At 63.3% G+C, this 17,118-nt stretch carries 14 protein-coding genes and 1 pseudogene; 9 read left to right on the top strand and 6 right to left on the bottom strand.

Annotated features, from left to right (window positions below):
• Positions 1 to 72: 72 nt before the first annotated feature.
• Entirely contained in the window at positions 73 to 957 is an 885-nt protein-coding gene (locus tag GGD63_RS24670) for a dihydrodipicolinate synthase family protein (protein ID WP_183245750.1), read from the bottom strand.
• A 179-nt stretch (positions 958 to 1,136) separates the two neighbouring features.
• On the opposite strand from GGD63_RS24670, the gene GGD63_RS24665 reads away from it, so the two are divergent.
• Together GGD63_RS24665 and GGD63_RS24660 are read left to right on the top strand one after the other, a co-directional pair.
• On the top strand, positions 1,137 to 2,549 hold the full coding sequence (locus GGD63_RS24665) for an FAD-binding oxidoreductase (RefSeq protein WP_183245749.1): 1,413 nt from the start codon (positions 1,137 to 1,139) through the stop codon (positions 2,547 to 2,549).
• 12 nt (positions 2,550 to 2,561) lie between these two features.
• On the top strand, positions 2,562 to 3,257 hold the full coding sequence (locus tag GGD63_RS24660) for a GntR family transcriptional regulator (protein WP_183245748.1): 696 nt from the start codon (positions 2,562 to 2,564) through the stop codon (positions 3,255 to 3,257).
• A gap of 6 nt (positions 3,258 to 3,263) precedes the next feature.
• Here the strand turns inward: GGD63_RS24660 and GGD63_RS24655 are convergent, their stop codons facing one another.
• Positions 3,264 to 3,428, bottom strand: a complete 165-nt coding sequence (locus GGD63_RS24655; RefSeq protein ID WP_183245747.1) for a hypothetical protein — start codon at positions 3,426 to 3,428, stop codon at positions 3,264 to 3,266.
• A 180-nt stretch (positions 3,429 to 3,608) separates the two neighbouring features.
• Positions 3,609 to 3,794 (bottom strand): hypothetical protein, encoded by a 186-nt coding sequence (locus tag GGD63_RS24650; RefSeq protein WP_183245746.1) that lies wholly within the window; start codon positions 3,792 to 3,794, stop codon positions 3,609 to 3,611.
• 188 nt (positions 3,795 to 3,982) lie between these two features.
• On the opposite strand from GGD63_RS24650, the gene GGD63_RS24645 reads away from it, so the two are divergent.
• The 7 genes and pseudogenes from GGD63_RS24645 (at position 3,983) to GGD63_RS24615 (ending at position 14,159) form a co-directional block, all read left to right on the top strand.
• On the top strand, positions 3,983 to 6,004 hold the full coding sequence (locus GGD63_RS24645) for a YgiQ family radical SAM protein (RefSeq protein ID WP_183245745.1): 2,022 nt from the start codon (positions 3,983 to 3,985) through the stop codon (positions 6,002 to 6,004).
• 569 nt (positions 6,005 to 6,573) lie between these two features.
• On the top strand, positions 6,574 to 7,716 hold the full coding sequence (locus GGD63_RS24640) for an MBL fold metallo-hydrolase (RefSeq protein WP_183245744.1): 1,143 nt from the start codon (positions 6,574 to 6,576) through the stop codon (positions 7,714 to 7,716).
• A gap of 201 nt (positions 7,717 to 7,917) precedes the next feature.
• Positions 7,918 to 8,004 (top strand): annotated as a pseudogene (locus GGD63_RS40995) (alkaline phosphatase family protein); the annotation flags it as partial.
• A 360-nt stretch (positions 8,005 to 8,364) separates the two neighbouring features.
• A complete protein-coding gene (locus GGD63_RS24630) occupies positions 8,365 to 10,773 on the top strand; it encodes a GAF domain-containing protein (RefSeq protein WP_183245743.1) in 2,409 nt (802 codons plus the stop codon).
• 424 nt (positions 10,774 to 11,197) lie between these two features.
• Complete coding sequence (locus GGD63_RS40245; RefSeq protein WP_246785628.1) at positions 11,198 to 11,470, top strand: hypothetical protein; 273 nt, start codon at positions 11,198 to 11,200, stop codon at positions 11,468 to 11,470.
• Positions 11,471 to 11,879: 409 nt separating this feature from the next.
• A complete protein-coding gene (locus GGD63_RS24620; RefSeq protein ID WP_183245741.1) occupies positions 11,880 to 12,902 on the top strand; it encodes an LLM class flavin-dependent oxidoreductase in 1,023 nt (340 codons plus the stop codon).
• A 180-nt stretch (positions 12,903 to 13,082) separates the two neighbouring features.
• Positions 13,083 to 14,159, top strand: coding sequence for a M48 family metallopeptidase (locus GGD63_RS24615; RefSeq protein WP_183245740.1), 1,077 nt, complete (start codon positions 13,083 to 13,085; stop codon positions 14,157 to 14,159).
• A gap of 45 nt (positions 14,160 to 14,204) precedes the next feature.
• Here GGD63_RS24615 and GGD63_RS24610 read toward each other — a convergent pair whose 3' ends face one another.
• The 3 genes from GGD63_RS24610 to GGD63_RS24600 all read right to left on the bottom strand — a co-directional run bounded on the left by GGD63_RS24610 (position 14,205) and on the right by GGD63_RS24600 (position 17,101).
• Positions 14,205 to 15,248: a zinc-binding dehydrogenase gene (locus GGD63_RS24610; RefSeq protein WP_183245739.1), complete on the bottom strand. Its 1,044-nt coding sequence runs from the start codon at positions 15,246 to 15,248 to the stop codon at positions 14,205 to 14,207.
• A 13-nt stretch (positions 15,249 to 15,261) separates the two neighbouring features.
• Positions 15,262 to 15,927 (bottom strand): class I SAM-dependent methyltransferase, encoded by a 666-nt coding sequence (locus GGD63_RS24605; protein WP_183245738.1) that lies wholly within the window; start codon positions 15,925 to 15,927, stop codon positions 15,262 to 15,264.
• 139 nt (positions 15,928 to 16,066) lie between these two features.
• The gene (locus GGD63_RS24600; protein WP_183245737.1) at positions 16,067 to 17,101 is read right to left on the bottom strand and encodes a tripartite tricarboxylate transporter substrate binding protein; all 1,035 of its coding nucleotides are present in this window, start codon (positions 17,099 to 17,101) and stop codon (positions 16,067 to 16,069) included.
• Positions 17,102 to 17,118 lie beyond the last annotated feature (17 nt).

The following is a 17,118-nucleotide window of genomic DNA, read 5'->3' as shown; positions in this document are numbered from 1 at the left end:
TCAGCGATGATCTCTCGTGGGTCGCGACACGCTGCACGCGAAATCGCGGCAGCGTGTCCCGATGTTTCACGATCACGCGATGGCGGGAGCGATCAGCTCGTCGAGCTTCCGCTTGAACGCGCTGCCGTCGGACAGGGCGCGGAGCGGCGGGCGCACGCGCAGCCAGGCTGCATCGCCCGTCTGCGCCGCGAGGATCCCCTTCAGCGTCGCGACCAGAGACGGCGTCTTCACCACGACATCGATGGCCGCCTGCATGCGCGCTTCGACGTCCTTGCCGTCAACCATGCCCTTGACCAGCTCGGGCACGACATTGGCCATGCCGCAGATGGTGCCGGCGCCGCCCGCGGCGATCGCGCGGGTGATGTCGGCTTCGTTGCCGACGGTGATGGCGAGCTCGGGCGCGGCGGCACGGAATGCCTGGAACTGCTTGAAGTCGCCGCTGGAGTCCTTCAAGCCGGCGACAACCTTGCCGTAGCGTTTGCGCAGGCTTGCGGCGACCGTCGTCGGGATCGCGACGCCCGAGACCTGCGGGATGTGATAGAGCGAGGCGCGCAGGCGATCATCAGTGACGCCATCGATAATCGCGGCGAAGGCATCCTCGATGCCCGCGGGCGTGACATTGCGGTCGAAGTAGGGCGGCAACAGCAACACATGGCGCAAACCGAGGCCGAGCACGGCGCGCGTCAGCGCGATGCTGTCGGTGATGGCGGGGAAGCCGCCACCGATGCCGATGCGGTCCGCAGCGACGCCGGCCTTGAGCAGGGCTTCGATCGTCGCAATGCGTTCGGCGGCGTTGAACGAGGTGCCCTCGCCGGTGGTGCCGAACAGCACGACGCCGTCGACGCCCTTGCTGAACAGCTGCCTGGCGTGCGCCGCGAGCTTTACGGAGTCCACGTTGCCGTCCGCTGCCAGCGGCGTCGCCGACGCCACCCAGAACCCGCGAATCGCCTCCGTCATCACACCACCCTTTGCTGCGGCCGCCGACTAAGCCTCTGATCCCTAACGATCTTCTCTGCCGGGCGGAGTTTTGTTTTTGCTTTACTTTTCGTCTTGTACCTTACATACAAGGTGGGCGCAAACCCTTTCCACCGTCACGGCGCGCATGAGGCGCAGTCGAACCTTTAAGGAGGTCTCGCATGAACATGGTGACCCCCGTTGAACGACCCGATCAGTTGCTCGGCGCGTTGCGCGACAGGCTCGGCGCGGCCGCCGTGCTTCTTGGCACCGACGTGCCGGCGCGCAATTGCAATGACTGGAGCGCGAGCCTGCCGCAGACCCCGCGCGCGGTGATCCGCCCGCTCGATGCGCAGGGCGTTGCCGATGCGATTGCCGCCTGCCGGCAGGCGCGCCTGCCGTTCGTGCCGCAGGGCGGCTTGACCGGGCTGTGCCGCGGCGCCTCGCCTGAAGCTGGCTGGGTCGCGATCTCGCTGGAGCGCATGACCGGCATCGAGGAGATCGATCGCGCGTCGATGACGATGACGGTGAAGGCAGGAACGCCGCTGGAGACGATCCAGAAGGCCGCCGATGAAGCCGGCTTCTTCTTTCCGCTCGATCTCGGCTCGCGCGGATCGTGTGCGATCGGCGGCAATCTCTCGACCAATGCCGGCGGCAACCGCGTGATCCGCTACGGCATGACGCGCGAGCTGGTGCTCGGCCTGGAGGTGGTGCTGCCCGACGGCACCATCATCACCAATCTCAACAAGCTCATGAAGAACAACGCCGGCTACGATCTGAAGCATCTCTTCATCGGCTCGGAAGGCACGCTCGGCATCATCACCCGTGTCGTGCTGAAACTGTTCCCGAAGCCGCGCTCGACCATGGCGGCGCTCTGCGCGCTGAAGGATTATAATGCGGTGATCGCGCTGCTCGGCGCCGCGCGCAGCGGGCTCGGCCCGCTGCTGTCGGCCTTCGAGGTGATGTGGCCGGATTATTGGGACGTGATCACGACGCGCGCCGGCGTAAAGCCGCCGGTCGCCCCAGGCCACGGACTCTACGTGCTGGTGGAGGCACAGGGCACCGACGAGAGCATCGACGCACCGCGCTTCCAGGCCTGGCTCGAAGAGCTGATGGAGCGCGGGCTGCTGGCCGATGCCGCCGTGGCGCAATCGCTGGCACAGACGCAAGCGTTCTGGCGCGTGCGCGACATCTGCGCCGAGTTCGGCCAGGTGCTGGGCCCGCACATCTCCTACGACATCGGCCTTGCCGTGGCGCGCATGGACGAGTTCGTCACGCGCTGCAAGGCCGCGCTCGCTGACGGCATCAAGGGCTGCGAGAGCGTCTATTACGGTCATATCGGCGACGGCAATCTGCATCTGGTGTCCTGGGTCACCGGCCTTTCCGTCGAGCAGCAGCCGAAGGAGGAGATGGACGCGATCATCTACGGTCTGGTTCGCGAGATGGGCGGCAGCGTCTCCGCCGAGCACGGCATCGGCACCTTGAAGAAGAAGTGGCTGGGCCATGCCAGGAGCGAGGCCGAGATCGCGCTGATGCGGACGCTGAAGGCGGCGCTCGATCCCGATCATCTGCTCAATCCCGGCAAGGTGATCTGAGCGGGAGCCCGCATGCGATCGCTCAAGCTCGATACGCCGAAATCGCTGTCGCAGCGCGTGATGCAGCGGCTGCGCCAGGCCATCATCGACGGCGAGTTCGCGCTGGGTGCAGCGATCTCGGAAGAGATGGTGGCGAATTCCTTCGGCGTCAGCCGCACGCCGGTGCGCGAGGCGATGGGCCAGCTGCAGGTGCAGGGGCTCGTGGTGATCCGCCCGCAGGTCGGCAGCTTCGTGTTCACGCCGAGTGCGGACGACATCACCGCGCTCTGCACCTTCCGCATCGCGCTGGAGCCCAAGGCGGCCGAGCTCGCCTTTCGCCATGATCGCGAGGGTGCGATCGCCGCGATGAACGACGCGATTGCGGCGATGGAGCCTGCCGTCGAGGCCAGGGACAACATCGCCTATGGCCGCGCCGACACCGCATTCCACGAGGCGCTGTTCGCCCATTGCGGCAACCGTTACCTCGTCGAATCCTACCAGCTCGTCTCCGGCCGCGTCGCCGCGCTCCGCACCAACCTGACCTCACCGATCGACGTGCGCACCCGCACGTCCTTTGACGAGCATCGCAAGCTGCTGGATCTGTTCGCACGCGGCGAGCTTGCCGCTTTCGAACGGCTGATGACGACGCACATCACCAATTCGGGCGTGGTCTATGCCAAGGCCTTGAAGGTGGAGGCGTTGAAGGTGGAAGCGCTGAAGGCGGATTGAGCGCGGCTACTGCCCGTCCCTCGATCCCGGCCTGTCCAGGAAGTCCAGCGCGGTGTTGATCTGCTCGAGCTGATGCTCGAGCCTGTCGCGATCCTCGACGACCTGCGCCTTCTCGAGTTCCTCCACGAGCTTCTGCTTTCGCGCCAGCAAGTTCTCTATGACCGTGCTCACAAGTCCCCCATCGCCCCGAAGCGAGCATCGGGGCAGAAAATCCGGCCAGCGGCGCTGGCGCCGGGATTGTTGAGGTGCGCGCGAGCGGAGCTCGCGCGGGTGCCGGGGTCAGAATGTTTGCGAAGGCGGTTGGTTCCTGCGAGTGAACCACAATGCCGGCAGATGTGATGATTGCGACACTCAATGCGTCAGGACGATGCCTGCAAGTTGCACCGGCGCAACAGGTGTGTGTGTGATCGAGACCACGAACACAGCCAGCAACGCGAAGAACGTGCAGAGCCTCATGTGCACCGTCCTGTGATCGGTGACCGGCAGAAACAGGAAGAACAACATCGCCAGGACCAGCAACGCGTCGATCAGAAACATGGACCTCTCCCTTGAAACCAGGAGCAGGATGACGCGGCGCGGCCGGCCGGTATGTGGACGGTGTCACAGAGCCGAGCCGGGCCGCCGCGCGGCGCTGCTGAATTATGCGCCACCGGGGAACCTTAATCGGCCAACGCGGCATAGCGGCCGGTTGTATTCGCGGGCGTGGGGTCCTATGCGTAGGCGCCATGGACACCCAGATCATCACCGCCGAAAAGCCCCTGATGGCCCAGGCCCGGCCGCGCAAGCCCGCGCCGTTCCTCCCGATGAGCCGCGCCGAGATGGATGCACTCGGCTGGGATGAATGCGACATCGTGCTGGTGACGGGGGATGCCTATGTCGACCATCCCAGCTTCGGCATGGCCATCATCGGCCGCCTGCTGGAGGCGCAAGGATTCAGGGTCGGCATCATCGCGCAGCCGGACTGGCATTCGGCCGAGCCGTTCAAGGCACTCGGCAAGCCAAAGGTGTTCTTCGGCGTCACCGGCGGCAACATGGACTCCATGGTGAACCGCTACACCGCGGATCGCCGCCTGCGCCACGACGACGCCTACACGGCTGGCGGCGAAGGCGGCAAGCGGCCGGACCGCTGCACCATCGTCTACGCCCAGCGCTGCCGCGAGGCATTCAAGGACGTGCCCATCGTGCTCGGCGGCATCGAGGCCTCGCTGCGCCGGATCGCGCATTACGATTACTGGTCGGACAAGGTGCGCCGCTCGGTGCTGGCCGACGCCAAGGCGGACCTACTGCTCTACGGCAACGCCGAGCGCGCCGTGGTCGAAGTCGCGCAGCGGCTCGCCGCCGGCGAAGCGCCGCGCGAGCTCGACGATATCAGGGGCGTCGCGCTGTTCCGCCGCGTGCCTGAAGACTATGCCGAGCTGCACGCCGACGATCTCGATTCCGCCGACGAGGGCGCAACGCGCCAGAAGGGCTTAACCGTGATCCGGCTGCCGGCGCTGGAGCAGGTCGAGCAGGATCGCGAGGCTTATGCCAGGGCGTCACGCGTGCTGCACCGGGAGAGCAATCCCGGCAATGCGCGGCCGCTGGTGCAGCGTCATGGCGATCGCGATCTCTGGCTCAACCCACCGCCGATCCCGCTGACCACCGAGGAGATGGACGCGGTCTACGATCTGCCCTACGCGCGCGCGCCGCACCCGTCCTACGGCGAGGCACGAATCCCCGCCTGGGAGATGATCAAGTTCTCGGTGACGATCATGCGCGGCTGCTTTGGCGGCTGCACCTTCTGCTCGATCACCGAGCATGAGGGCCGCATCATCCAGAACCGATCGGAAGGCTCGATCCTGCGCGAGATCGAGAAGATCCGCGACAAGACGCCGGGCTTCACCGGCGTGATCTCCGACATCGGCGGTCCCACCGCCAACATGTACCGGATGGCGTGCAAGGATCCGAAGGTCGAGGCGGCGTGCCGCAGGCCGTCCTGCGTCTTCCCCGAGATCTGCCCGAACCTCAACACCTCGCATGACGATCTGATCCGGCTCTATCGCAAGGTGCGCGAGACCCGTGGCATCAAGAAGGTGATGGTCGCCTCCGGCGTGCGCTACGACCTCGCGGTCGAAAGCCCCGAGTACATCAAGGAGCTCGTCACCCATCACGTCGGCGGCTACCTCAAGATCGCGCCCGAGCATACCGAGCGCGGTCCGCTCGACAAGATGATGAAGCCGGGCATCGGCGCCTACAACAAGTTCAAGCGGATGTTCGATGAAGCGGCCGAGCGGGCCGGCAAGAAATATTACCTGATCCCCTATTTCATCGCGGCGCATCCGGGCACGACCGACGAGGACATGATGAACCTCGCGCTGTGGCTGAAGAAGAACCGCTATCGCGCCGACCAGGTGCAGACCTTCCTGCCCTCGCCGATGGCGACCGCGACCGCGATGTACCACACCGGCGTCAATCCCTTGCGCGGCGTGCGCCACGGCGGCAGCGACAAGGTCGATGCGATCAAGGGCCTGCGCCAGCGCCGCCTGCACAAGGCGTTCCTGCGCTATCACGATCCCGACAATTGGCCGGTGCTGCGCGAGGCCTTGATCGAGATGGGCCGCCGCGACCTGATCGGCTCCCAGCCCCACCAGCTGGTCCCAGCGCACCAGCCGCCCGGCACCGGCAAGGCCGCCGCCACGAAGCGCCCAGTTCGTCCCGGCGGCAAGACGCAGCGGTTCACGACCAAGGGCCTGCGGGTGATGAAGTAGCGGGCGAGAGCCGGATCAGGTCCGGCTGCGTGGCGCTTTCGCACCTTCCAAAACACAAAGTGCGAAAACAACCCCATGCACAGTAGCCGGGGGCAGTGAAATCAACGGCTTAAAGCGCGACGAGCCGGAATGGATCGTCACCGCGCCCTAACTCGCTCATTGAGCATGATCTTTTCGAAAGACCGCTGCGCATTTTGCTGATTTTACGAAACTGTTGCACCGTCGGGCAAAACAGGGGCAGGATGGCAGCATCGGAGCACCAGGATAGCGCGAGCTTTGCTCGGCCCGCACGGCGCTCAAAGCTTCCTACCTCGACTCGCCGTGCGCATTGACGCCGGGTTGCCAAGGCAAAGTGAAAATCAGCCGTCTTGAACGGGATAGGCGGCTTGCGACCCAATCCAGACCAATGCGACTCGCCACGCTATCCCGCGCGGGTTAGGATGCGTCTAATCCTCGGTGTGCGGGCTGCCAGACGCTGGTGTGTTCGGCACCCCAACGCCTCCGCCCTGGAGTGCGTTTCCGCGTGATGCCTTGCGGCAGCAAAGGCCACGTAAAGGGAGGATTGGATCATGTTCATTTGCCAGTGCAACGCAATTCATCGACGCGATGTGGTATGCGGCGGCGGTGCTGCCTTGTTTAGCGCCGTCGTGGCGACGCTGATCGGTAGCAGGAAGCCGGTACGCGCAGAAACGGTGGCCGGTAAGGTTCCGGAGATCGATCGTGTGGCAGTACGCGTGGTCATCGACAGCTACCAATTCGCTGTCGCGCCGAGCCGGAAGGTTTCCGATGTTGAGATTGAACACTTCGGCTGGGGCATCGGCGGTGGCAAGCCGCCGGGCAAAACGTTGATTAGTGAGTTTGGACTGTCGATGCACGTCGAGTCGCAGCGCGGCGCCGAAACACGACATGTCCTGGTCGATTTCGGTTTCACGCCGGACGCGCTGGTCAACAACGCCAATCTCGTAGGCGTCGACCCGGCCGCGCTTGACGCTCTTGTCTTGAGCCACGGTCACTACGATCATTTTGGTGGTCTCGCCGGCTTCCTAAAACAAAACAACGGCAAGCTCAAAGCCAAGCTACCGATTTACATCGGCGGCGAGGACGCATTCTGCTCCCGCGAATGGACGGCTCCGCCGGTGCGCGGCGACTTCGGAGCCTTGGATCGCAAGGCACTGGAAGGCGCCAATGTTGCGGTGACCTATGCAGAAGGGCCGGCACTGGTCGCCGATCACGGCTTCACCACGGGGCACATCGGCCAAACGAGCTTTGAGAAGCTGCTGTCCCCCAGCGCCATGAAGATCGGCGTGGACCACGGCATTGGATGCTATGCCGACAAGCTTCCGGAGGACGAACGGACGAAGACTGTCGTCCCGGACCAGTTCCGGCACGAGATCGCCACCGCATTCAATCTAAAAGGCCGCGGGTTGATCGTGTTGACGTCTTGCAGCCATCGCGGGGTAATCAACGCAATCAAACAAGCCCAAGCGGCTTCGGGTATCAGCAAGGTTCATGCGGTGATCGGCGGGTTCCACCTCGCGCCCTACAAGGAGGATTATGTGCGCGACACGATCACAGCGCTGAAGGCTATCGACATCGACTACGTCATTCCACTGCACTGCACCGGTGAGCCGTTCTACGAAATTGCAAAAGCCGAGATGCCGAACAAGCTCCTGCGTTCCTACACGGGCACACGCTTCATCTTCGCTGCCTGAGCAAGAAGGATACACGCAATCCTAGCGCTCACAGCCGCGAACGGGGTGTGCACTCGTCGTGCCTTCGCTTGCGTGACTTTGCCAATCTCTTGAAAAAAGGAGGCCCGCACATGAAATCAACCATTAGTCCGATGCTGGGTCTTGCGTTACTGGCGGCGGTAGACCAATGGGCGTGGGCGGCAGACCCGGGGGCCGGAGCGGATCGAGCATATTGTAGTCATCTACTTGGAGAACCGTAGCTTCGATAATCTGTATGGCCATTTCCCCGGGGCCAATGGGCTGCAGGACAGCCCGTAGGATGGGTAGAGCCCTTGCGAAACCCATCATGCTTCGTCATCGGCGGAGGGTTGATGGGGTTCACTTACGCGCTGCCCATCGAGCTTCGCAATCGCGGATGGATTGATGGGTTTCGCAAGGGCTCTACCCATCCGAACTAATGGTCTGTCGCTGACACCGAGATGTCCGCTTGTGTGCCCGTGGCTCACCTCTACCGGGAGCGCCGCAATGGCCGCTTCCGAGAGGTGAACCGACTGAGGTGATGCTGGCTACCGAGGGTAGCCTGTGACGCTGAGCCGAAATCCTGCCATGGCACGAAACTCAGGATGTGGATAAGCTTGCGCCTTGTCGTGACCCGGCCGAGGGAGCGAAATGCGACAACGTGACACAAGCGAGCAACCGGCTAAGAGTCGGCGCGCGAAGAGGCCCAAGGCTCTCACGATTGCAACCCCATCCATTGCCGATCTGCAAAATCAGGTAAGCACTCTGACCCGCGAGCTGAAGGAGGCAAGGGAGCAACAGAGCGCAACATCCGAAGTGCTGGAAATCATCAGTTCCTCGCCCGGCGATCTGGCTCCCATATTCGACAAGATGCTCGAGAATGCGACGCGCGTGTGCGGGGCGGAGTTCGGGTCGATGAATCTCGTCGAAGACGGGTTGGTGCGCCAGGCCGCGCTCTACAATGCCCCACCCGCACTTGCCACAGCGCGAACCAACAAGGTCTCTCGCCCGCATCCGCAAAGCACACTGGCGCGCGCGATCCGCAGCAAGCAGGTGGTTCACGTCGCCGATCTGAAAACCACTCCCGGGTATCTCGAACGCAGCCAGTCCACCGTCGAGTTGGCCGAGCTTGGCGGGGCCCGGACGGTTCTTGTCGTGCCGATGCTACGGGATGATGAGTTGATCGGCGTGATCACCGTCTATCGGCAGGAGGTCCGGCTGTTCGACGAGAAGCAGATCGAACTGCTCAGCAACTTCGCGAAGCAAGCGGTGATCGCCATCGAGAATGCACGGTTGCTCAAGGAATTGCGAGAATCGCTGCAGCAGCAGACCGCCACCGCAGACGTGCTCAAGATCATCAGCCGCTCCAACGTCGAACTCGAGACGGTGCTCGACACGCTGGTGGAGACGGTGGCGCGCCTCTGCCGGGCAGACCAGGTCTATATGTTCCACCTGCGCCATGACTTGTGGCACCTGATCGCGGCTTGGGGGCTTTCGGCGGAAGCAAGAGAATTCTTCGAGACGAACCCGTTCACGCCTGGCCGCGGCGCGACATCTGGTCGCGCGGCGTTGGAGCGTCGAGCCGTGCTCATCCCCGACGTCTTGCAGGATCCGGAATACACTCTCAGTGAGGGGCAGGAGATCGCCGGCTACCGCACGACGCTCGGCATTCCCTTGCTTCGCGAGGATACGCTGATAGGGGTATACAGCATCGCCCGGACGCACGTCGAGCCTTTTACGAGCAAGGAAATCGAGCTCGCCACCAGCTTTGCCGATCAGGCGGTGATCGCGATCGAGAACACACGGCTGTTCGACGAGTTGCGCGACCGTCAGGCCGAGCTTCGCGTCACCTTCGATAATATGGGCGACGGGGTGGTCATGTTCGACGCTGCGGGGCGACTTACTGCCTGGAACCGTAATTTCCAGGAGTTGATTGAGCTCCCGGAGTCCTTCCTCGCCAAGCGGCCGAGTTTGGCCGAGCTTTTCCGCTATCTCGCTGATCGGGGCGAGTTCGTCTCGGCCGATCTCGAAGCGCAACTCGGCCGCACGGTCGACGACACCGGGCTGGAGATGCGCTACGAGCGCACGAGGCCCGACGGCCGCATCCTTGAGGTACGTCGCAATCCGGTCCCAGGTGGCGGCTTTGTGCTCATTTATGCAGATATTACGGAGCGCAAGCGCGCCGAAGAAGCCATTCGTATCTCGCGAGATACAGCCGAAACGGCGTTGCGCGAGTTGCAGATCGCGCAGGCGAGCCTCGTCCACGCACAGAAGATGGCAGCGCTCGGTCAGGTCACTGCTGGCATTGCGCACGAGATCAAGAACCCGCTCAATTTCGTCAACAACTTTGCCAACCTCTCGGTCGAATTGTTGGACGAGCTGAAGGACTCAGCGGCGAATGCGGTCGACACTCTCGATCCCGGAAGACGTGCCGAAATTGTCGAAACGATCGGCATGCTGACCGGAAATCTGGAGAAAATCGTCGAGCACGGTCGCCGCGCTGACGGCATCGTTCGAAGCATGCTGCAGCATTCGCGAGGCGGCAGCGAGGACTGGCAAGCCACCGATCTAAACGCGCTCGTCGAGGAGGCCCTGAACCTCGCCTATCACGGTGCCCGTTCGCAGGATCAGAGCTTCGAGATCACATTGGAGCGCGACCTCGATCATGATCTCGCACTGGTTGACATCGTGCCGCAGGAGATGACGCGCGTGCTCCTGAACCTCATCGGCAACGGCCTCTATGCCGCTAATAAGCGCAGTCGTGAAGGCGACGGCACTTATCGTCCGGCACTGAAGGTCACGACCCGCGAGTTTGGCGACAGCGTCGAGGTGCGGGTGCGCGACAATGGTATCGGCATTCCGACGGAAAACAGGGAGAAACTGTTCCAGCCTTTCTTCACGACCAAGCCGACCGGCGAAGGCACCGGGCTCGGGCTATCGATCAGCTACGAGATCGTAACGCAACAGCACGGCGGCATTATCACAGTCGACAGCGAAGTCGGCGACTTCACCGAGTTCACGGTGCGACTGCCACGACGTAGACGCCCGGTGGCTGGATAAACGGCGGTGTCCGGCTTCCCTCAAACAGCAGACATGACGATCGCTCTCGTGGCGCTCCGGCTCGGGGCTCACGGAAACCGACGTGAGCGGCGGCATCCTCGGCACGTGCTAGGCATCACCGACGTTAACCCTGTCGGCAAATGATTCCTCGTGGGGCCAGCAGCCGTCGACAAGTTGCCCCATTGGCGCGGAGAATTTTCAGCGACACGAGCTTGGGTCAGAGGCGCATATGCTGAGAATGGCGTTGTTGGGCCTCCTCATCCTGCTGAGTGCAGGAATCCTGTCAGCAATGGAGCTGAGAGCGCCACCGCGTCGCGCAGCCGCAATCGTGCAGCCGCTTGCCGCGCAAGACGCAGGCATTTCTGCTTCACACGACGCTTTGGCGAAGGCTGATCGCCTCGACGTTGCCGCTGTGAGCAGCGCTATGCCGACACGGACAGCCGTGGCCGAAGACCGCGTTGCTCCGCCGGAAGACCCCCATATCGGCTCGCCCAAGCCGGAGCCGGTCGTCCGTCTTCGGCACAATCCGAAAAAGATCGCGACCGCTGAACGTCCCAAGCCGAAGCCGAAGGCAATTGCTGTCAAGCGAACCGCGGACTTCCAGCGCTCGAAGGCCGCAAGCGATGCCGAGCCCTGTCGGCTCAAGGCGTTTGGAGGCTTGCGCAAGGCATTGAATTTGACCGGTTGCGACATCTGAGGAGGCTTCCCGGCGTGGCAGATCGAAGTCGAATGATCTGAGTTCGTGGTCCGCTGTAAGGCAGAAGCACCAGCAGTCCAAACTCGTACCTCATCTGCTTTCCCCGGGGGGCTATCGCATATGGGAGCCATTTCCTCGTGGCCATCCTTCGAGATGCCCGCCGTAGGCGGGCCCTCAGGATGAGGACCGATTGCGCGGCGGTAGTTTCAACGAGCACTGATGCCACTTAGCCTCATCCTGAGGAGACCGCGAAGCGGTCGTCTCGAAGGACGAGGCGCGCGCTCAGGTCGCGCAAAATGCCATATGCAATAGCCCTACTGGGGGACGCTTACGGGTGCATGCCCCGTGTTACCATCTTTCCTCAAGTCGACGTCTCGCAAACTGTTCCGATCATCCATATGTTGCCTCCATGAAAAAAATCGGATTCCTCTCCTTCGGGCACTGGACGCCCTCGCCGCAATCGCAGACCCGCTCTGCCAGCGACACGCTGCTGCAATCGATCGAGCTTGCGGTTGCGGCGGAACAGCTCGGCGCCGACGGTGCCTATTTCCGCGTGCATCATTTCGCCCGCCAGCTCGCTTCACCCTTCCCGCTGCTTGCGGCCGTCGGCGCGAAGACAAGTAGGATCGAGATCGGCACGGCCGTGATCGACATGCGCTACGAGAACCCGCTCTACATGGCGGAGGACGCCGGCAGCGCCGACCTCATCGCCGGCGGCAGGCTGCAGCTCGGCATCAGCCGCGGCTCGCCCGAGCAGGTGATCGACGGCTGGCGCTATTTCGGCTATCGGCCGGCCGAGGGCGCGAGCGATGCCGACATGGGCCGGCGCCATGCCGAGGTCTTCCTCGACCTCTTGCGCGGCGAAGGATTTGCCGAGCCCAATCCGCAGCCGATGTTTCCCAATCCGCCGGGCCTCCTGCGCATCGAGCCGCATGCGCAGGGGCTGCGCGAGCGGATCTGGTGGGGCGCCGGTTCGAACGCCACCGCGGTATGGGCGGCCAAGCTCGGCATGAACCTGCAGAGCTCGACGCTGAAGAGCGACGAGACCGGCGAAGCTTTTCACGTGCAGCAGGCCGCGCAGATTCGTGCCTATCGCGCGGCGTGGAAGGAAGCCGGCCACAGCCGCGAGCCCCGCGTGTCCGTCAGCCGCAGCATCTTCGCGCTGATGGACGATCGCGACCGCGCCTATTTCGGCGGGGAGCGCGGAGGCGAGGACCAGATCGGCTTCATCGACCCGCGCACGCGCGCGATCTTCGGACGGAGTTATGCCGCGGAGCCGGATGTGCTGGTCGAGCAGCTGCGGCAGGACGAGGCGATTGCGGAAGCGGATACGCTGCTGCTGACGATTCCGAACCAGCTCGGCGTCGATTATTGCGCGCATGCAATCGAAGCGATCCTGACGCATGTTGCGCCGGCGCTGGGGTGGCGGTGATTAGACCGCACATTGCTTCGGATAGCGGCGGCACGTTCTGCCGATCGTTCAAACTGGTATGGCGGTTGACTTCGGGCACCATCCCCGACAATGATGCCGCAAGCACAATCTTAGATCGGCAACGTCAATGCGCGGTTGTCTGGTGGGGCTTGCCGTCGCCGCGCTTCCCACGGGGCGTGGATGAGACGCGCCGTTCTGAATATCATCCTGCGGCTCGGTCGCTACGCAGTTCTCCCGGTAGTGGCACTGGCCTGTGCGATCCTCGCCATCTGGCTGATGATCATGGATCGGTACACGATCACGGCACTGGCCACGGTGCCACTTGTGTTCTCCATATTCACGGTAGCGGCAGCGCTCATGATTGGCCTCCTGCTCCTGCCTTCGCGAAAGCATCAGAGTTTCGAGGCGAACGAGGAGATCGCCCCGGGTCTTTGGACAATGTGGAAAGAACTCGATCCCAGCTTCGTGCGATCACGGCGTACCCTGCTGATCGACACCGATTTCAATGCCTCGATCGAGGAAGTGAGCCGATACGCCGGACTGTTCAGGCCACACGTTACAATGACCATTGGCCTGCCACTTCTGATCATTCTCGACGAGCGTGCGATTCGTGCCATCATCGCCCATGAGGTCGCGCATGCGCAGCTTCGACACACTTCGGGAGGCGCGAACCTTCGGGACTTCATCGCCGCTTCGGAGAACATGCTTTTCTACGCCGATCCAGATCGAACGATAACCGGGCGCATTGCCCTGGCCCTCCTCCATTCCATGCTCGAATGGCTCGATAGGGAATATCGCGCGTTAAAGCGGGAGAACGAGCTTGGCGCCGATCTCGGTGCAGCCGAGCAAGTCGGGCGGGCCGAGATGGCGCGCGCCCTGGTCATTACGGAAGCCTGCGGAACACGTCTTACCGATCTCGTGTTCGCGCCTCTGGAGAAAGAGATTCTGGGCGCAATCAATGCGCCCCGCCCGCCCCTCGAGCGGATCATCAAGCAGCTTGAGGACATCAGGGCGCACGAGCCGATGACCGTTGCCGCCGTCGCGGGTCTGGATCGTAAGGACGATCCGGATTCGACGCATCCGCCTTTCGGCAAGCGGCTCGCCAACCTCGGCTACACCGACATTCCCGAGATCGACGAGGTCCGGACATCCGCCATCGGCGAACTCCTCTCACGGGACGGAGCCAAAGACCTCCCCGCCCGCTTCGACGGGGAATGGCGGAAGAAGGCGCAGGAGTGGGTCAGCGTCGGCAGGTGATCGCGGCCGAAACCTGAGCAACTGCCCCGGACCGTGCCGCAGCACTCAGCTGACGTTCAGCACGATCCGCCCCGATTCGCCGCTGCGCATCAGATCGAGCGCCTCGTTGATGTCATCGAGCGCGAACGCGTGGGTGACGATGCCGCGGTAGCTGACCTTGCCGGCCTCGTCGAGGCGGACCAGGCGCGGGATATCGCGCGCCGGCTGGCATTGCCCGCCTTCCGAGCCCTTCAGCACTTTCTCGAAATGGAGCGGCAGCGTGTAGATCTCGACCTTCTCGCGGGGAACGCCGACGAGGATGCAGCGGCCTTTCTTCGCGGTGACCTCGTAGGCGATCTCGATCAGTTTCCTGACGCCGGTGGTCTCGACGACCTTGTCGGGTCCGTCGGCTCCCGTGATGTCGCGCACCGCGGCGGCGACATCCTTCACCGCGTCGGAGTTGATGGTGTGGGTGGCGCCGAACTGCCTGGCCATCTCGAGCTTGTTGTCGAGGCGGTCGATCGCAATGACCGGGTGAGCGCCGACCATCGCGGCGAATTGCACGATGTTCAAGCCGACGCCGCCGACGCCGAACACGACCACGGCTTCGCCGATGGCGATCTGCGCATCGTTGTTGACGACGCCGAGCGCGGTCGTCACCGCACAGCCGAGCAGCGGCGCGCTGGTGCGATCGATCGAGGCCGGCACGGGCGTGACGCGGTTTTCCGACACCACGGCATATTCGTTGAAGGTGGTGACCCAGCCCGCGTTGAGCCGCTTGCCGCGCCAGGAATAGACCGGCGTGTTGGACTGGATGCCCTTGCCCGGCCGCCAGTGCATGACCACGGTGTCGCCCTGCTTGCAGGAGACGACGCCGGGCCCGGTTTCGACGATGGTCGCCAGCGCCTCGTGCCCCAAGAGGTGCGGCAGGAACTTGTCGACGCCCTTGACGGCGTCGATCTCGTTGATCTGTGCGCCGCAGATGCTCGAAGTGTGCACGTGCGCAAGCACCTGGCCGTGCTCGAGGGTATCAGGCAGGGTGAACTCGTCGACGATCAGCGGCTTGCCCGATTCGACGAGAATCGCAGCCTTGGCAGTCTTGATATCCATGAGGCGCGCCCGGTCACTCGAAATAGATGAATTCGTAATCGCCGGTGTAGCCGAGCTTTCCGTACAGCCAGATCCATTCCGAGGTATGCAGGATGGATTCCGCCGTCAGCGCCCAGCATTCGAGGTTGTGCAGCTCGGCGACGGTCCGGTAGCCCTCGACCATCACATATTTGTTCTTGCCGACCCGCTCGATCTCCTTGAGCGCGGCATCGAGCTCATAGAGCCTGAGATTGTGCAGGGTGCCGAGCGAGATGACGAGGTCGAAGCTGTCGTCGCCATAGGGATAGACGTCCTGGGCGCGATAGTTGAACAGATAGGGCCGCACCTGCTCGTGCGAATTGGCAAGACCATGCTTTGAGATATCGAAGCCGGTGACCTTCAGGCCCGGCAGGATCTTCTGCATCTCGTAGAGCAGGAAACCCTTGCCGCAGCCGACGTCGAGTACGCTCGACCCGTCCTTCAGGCCGTAGGTCTCGATCAGCGCCTTGGCGACCGGCGCCCAGCGCCCCTCGATGAAGCGGTAGCCGCCATAACCGAAGCGGCGGTCGCCATCCCAGTAATCGGCCTCATATTCCCGCGCCTTCAGCGAGCAGCCGATCTTGTCGTCGTTCATGCGAGCCATGTAGTCGCGCTTGGTCGCAGTATGCAGTGGCGTCACGATATTCAGCAGTCGTCCCATTGAGCCCTCGGATTCCATCACGCGCTGAGATTAAGGCCTCGGGGCCTTGCGTCGTGAACGGCGACTCAACTTTAGCACTTTCGCCGAGGGCCATCGTTGTTTCAGATCAATAACTGCAACCGGGTGGCGCGTCCGCCTGCTATTGCACCTCGATGTTCGCGTCCTTGACCAGCTTGCGCCAGCGTTCCTCCTCCTGCTGGACATAGCGATCGAGCTCGTCAGGCGCGCTGCCGACCATGATGAGGCCTTCGTTGGCCTCCAACTGCTTGAAGGCACCGGACTGAACGGCCTTTGCGACCGCCTGATTGAGGCGTGCAATCACCGGAGCGGGCGTCTTGGCCGGAGCGTACAATCCGTACCAGGACTCGGCGGCGTAGCCGGGCACCCCGGCCTCGGCGACAGCAGGCAATTGCGGAAACGCGGCCGAACGCTCGGCGGATGTGACGGCCAGCGCCCGGAGCTGACCCGCGGCCACCAGCGAGGCCGCGCTCGCCACGGTGGTGAACATCACGTCGATCTGTCCCCCTAAGAGATCACTGATTGCAGGCGCCGCGCCCTTGTAGGGCACCGCCGTCATCTTGACCTTGGCCATCGCATTGAACAGCTCGCCGGCGAGATGAGCCGAGGTGCCGGTGCCGAACGTGCCGAAATTGAGCTTGCCCGGATTAGCTTTGGCCTCAGTGATCAGATCGGCGATCGAGTTGATTTTGGAAGCCGGGTTGACGACGACGATGTTGAAGGATCGCGCGATCAGCGAGACCGCCGAAAAATCCTTGTGCGGATCGAACGGCAGCTTTTTGTACAGGCTCGGGTTGACTGCGTGCGCGAAGGTCGCCATCAGCAGCGAATAGCCGTCAGGCTCGCTCGTGGCCACCGTCTGGCTTCCGATGATGGTCCCGGCACCCGGCTTGTTCTCGATGATGACGGATTTGCCGAGATCCGTCTGGATTTCCTGCGCTGTCGTTCGCGCGATGATGTCGGTCCCGCCACCGGCCGCGAAGGGCACCACGATCCTGATGATCTTTTCGGGATACTCGGCGCGCGCCGGCGCTGCTCCAAGCCCCGCGACGACCGGCAAGACGGTGCAGGCGAGGATGGCGAATTTCAGCCAGCGCCGCGCGGCAAAACCCTTCCCGCGCGCGCTGTCGTGATTGATGATTTCGCCAATGGTCATCTGGAGCTCCATCCGAT

The sequence above is a fragment of the Bradyrhizobium sp. cir1 genome (assembly GCF_014198245.1).
Classification (GTDB): domain Bacteria; phylum Pseudomonadota; class Alphaproteobacteria; order Rhizobiales; family Xanthobacteraceae; genus Bradyrhizobium.
The sequence above is the reverse complement of the archived record's forward strand: the minus strand, read 5'-3'. Positions and strand labels throughout refer to the sequence as shown.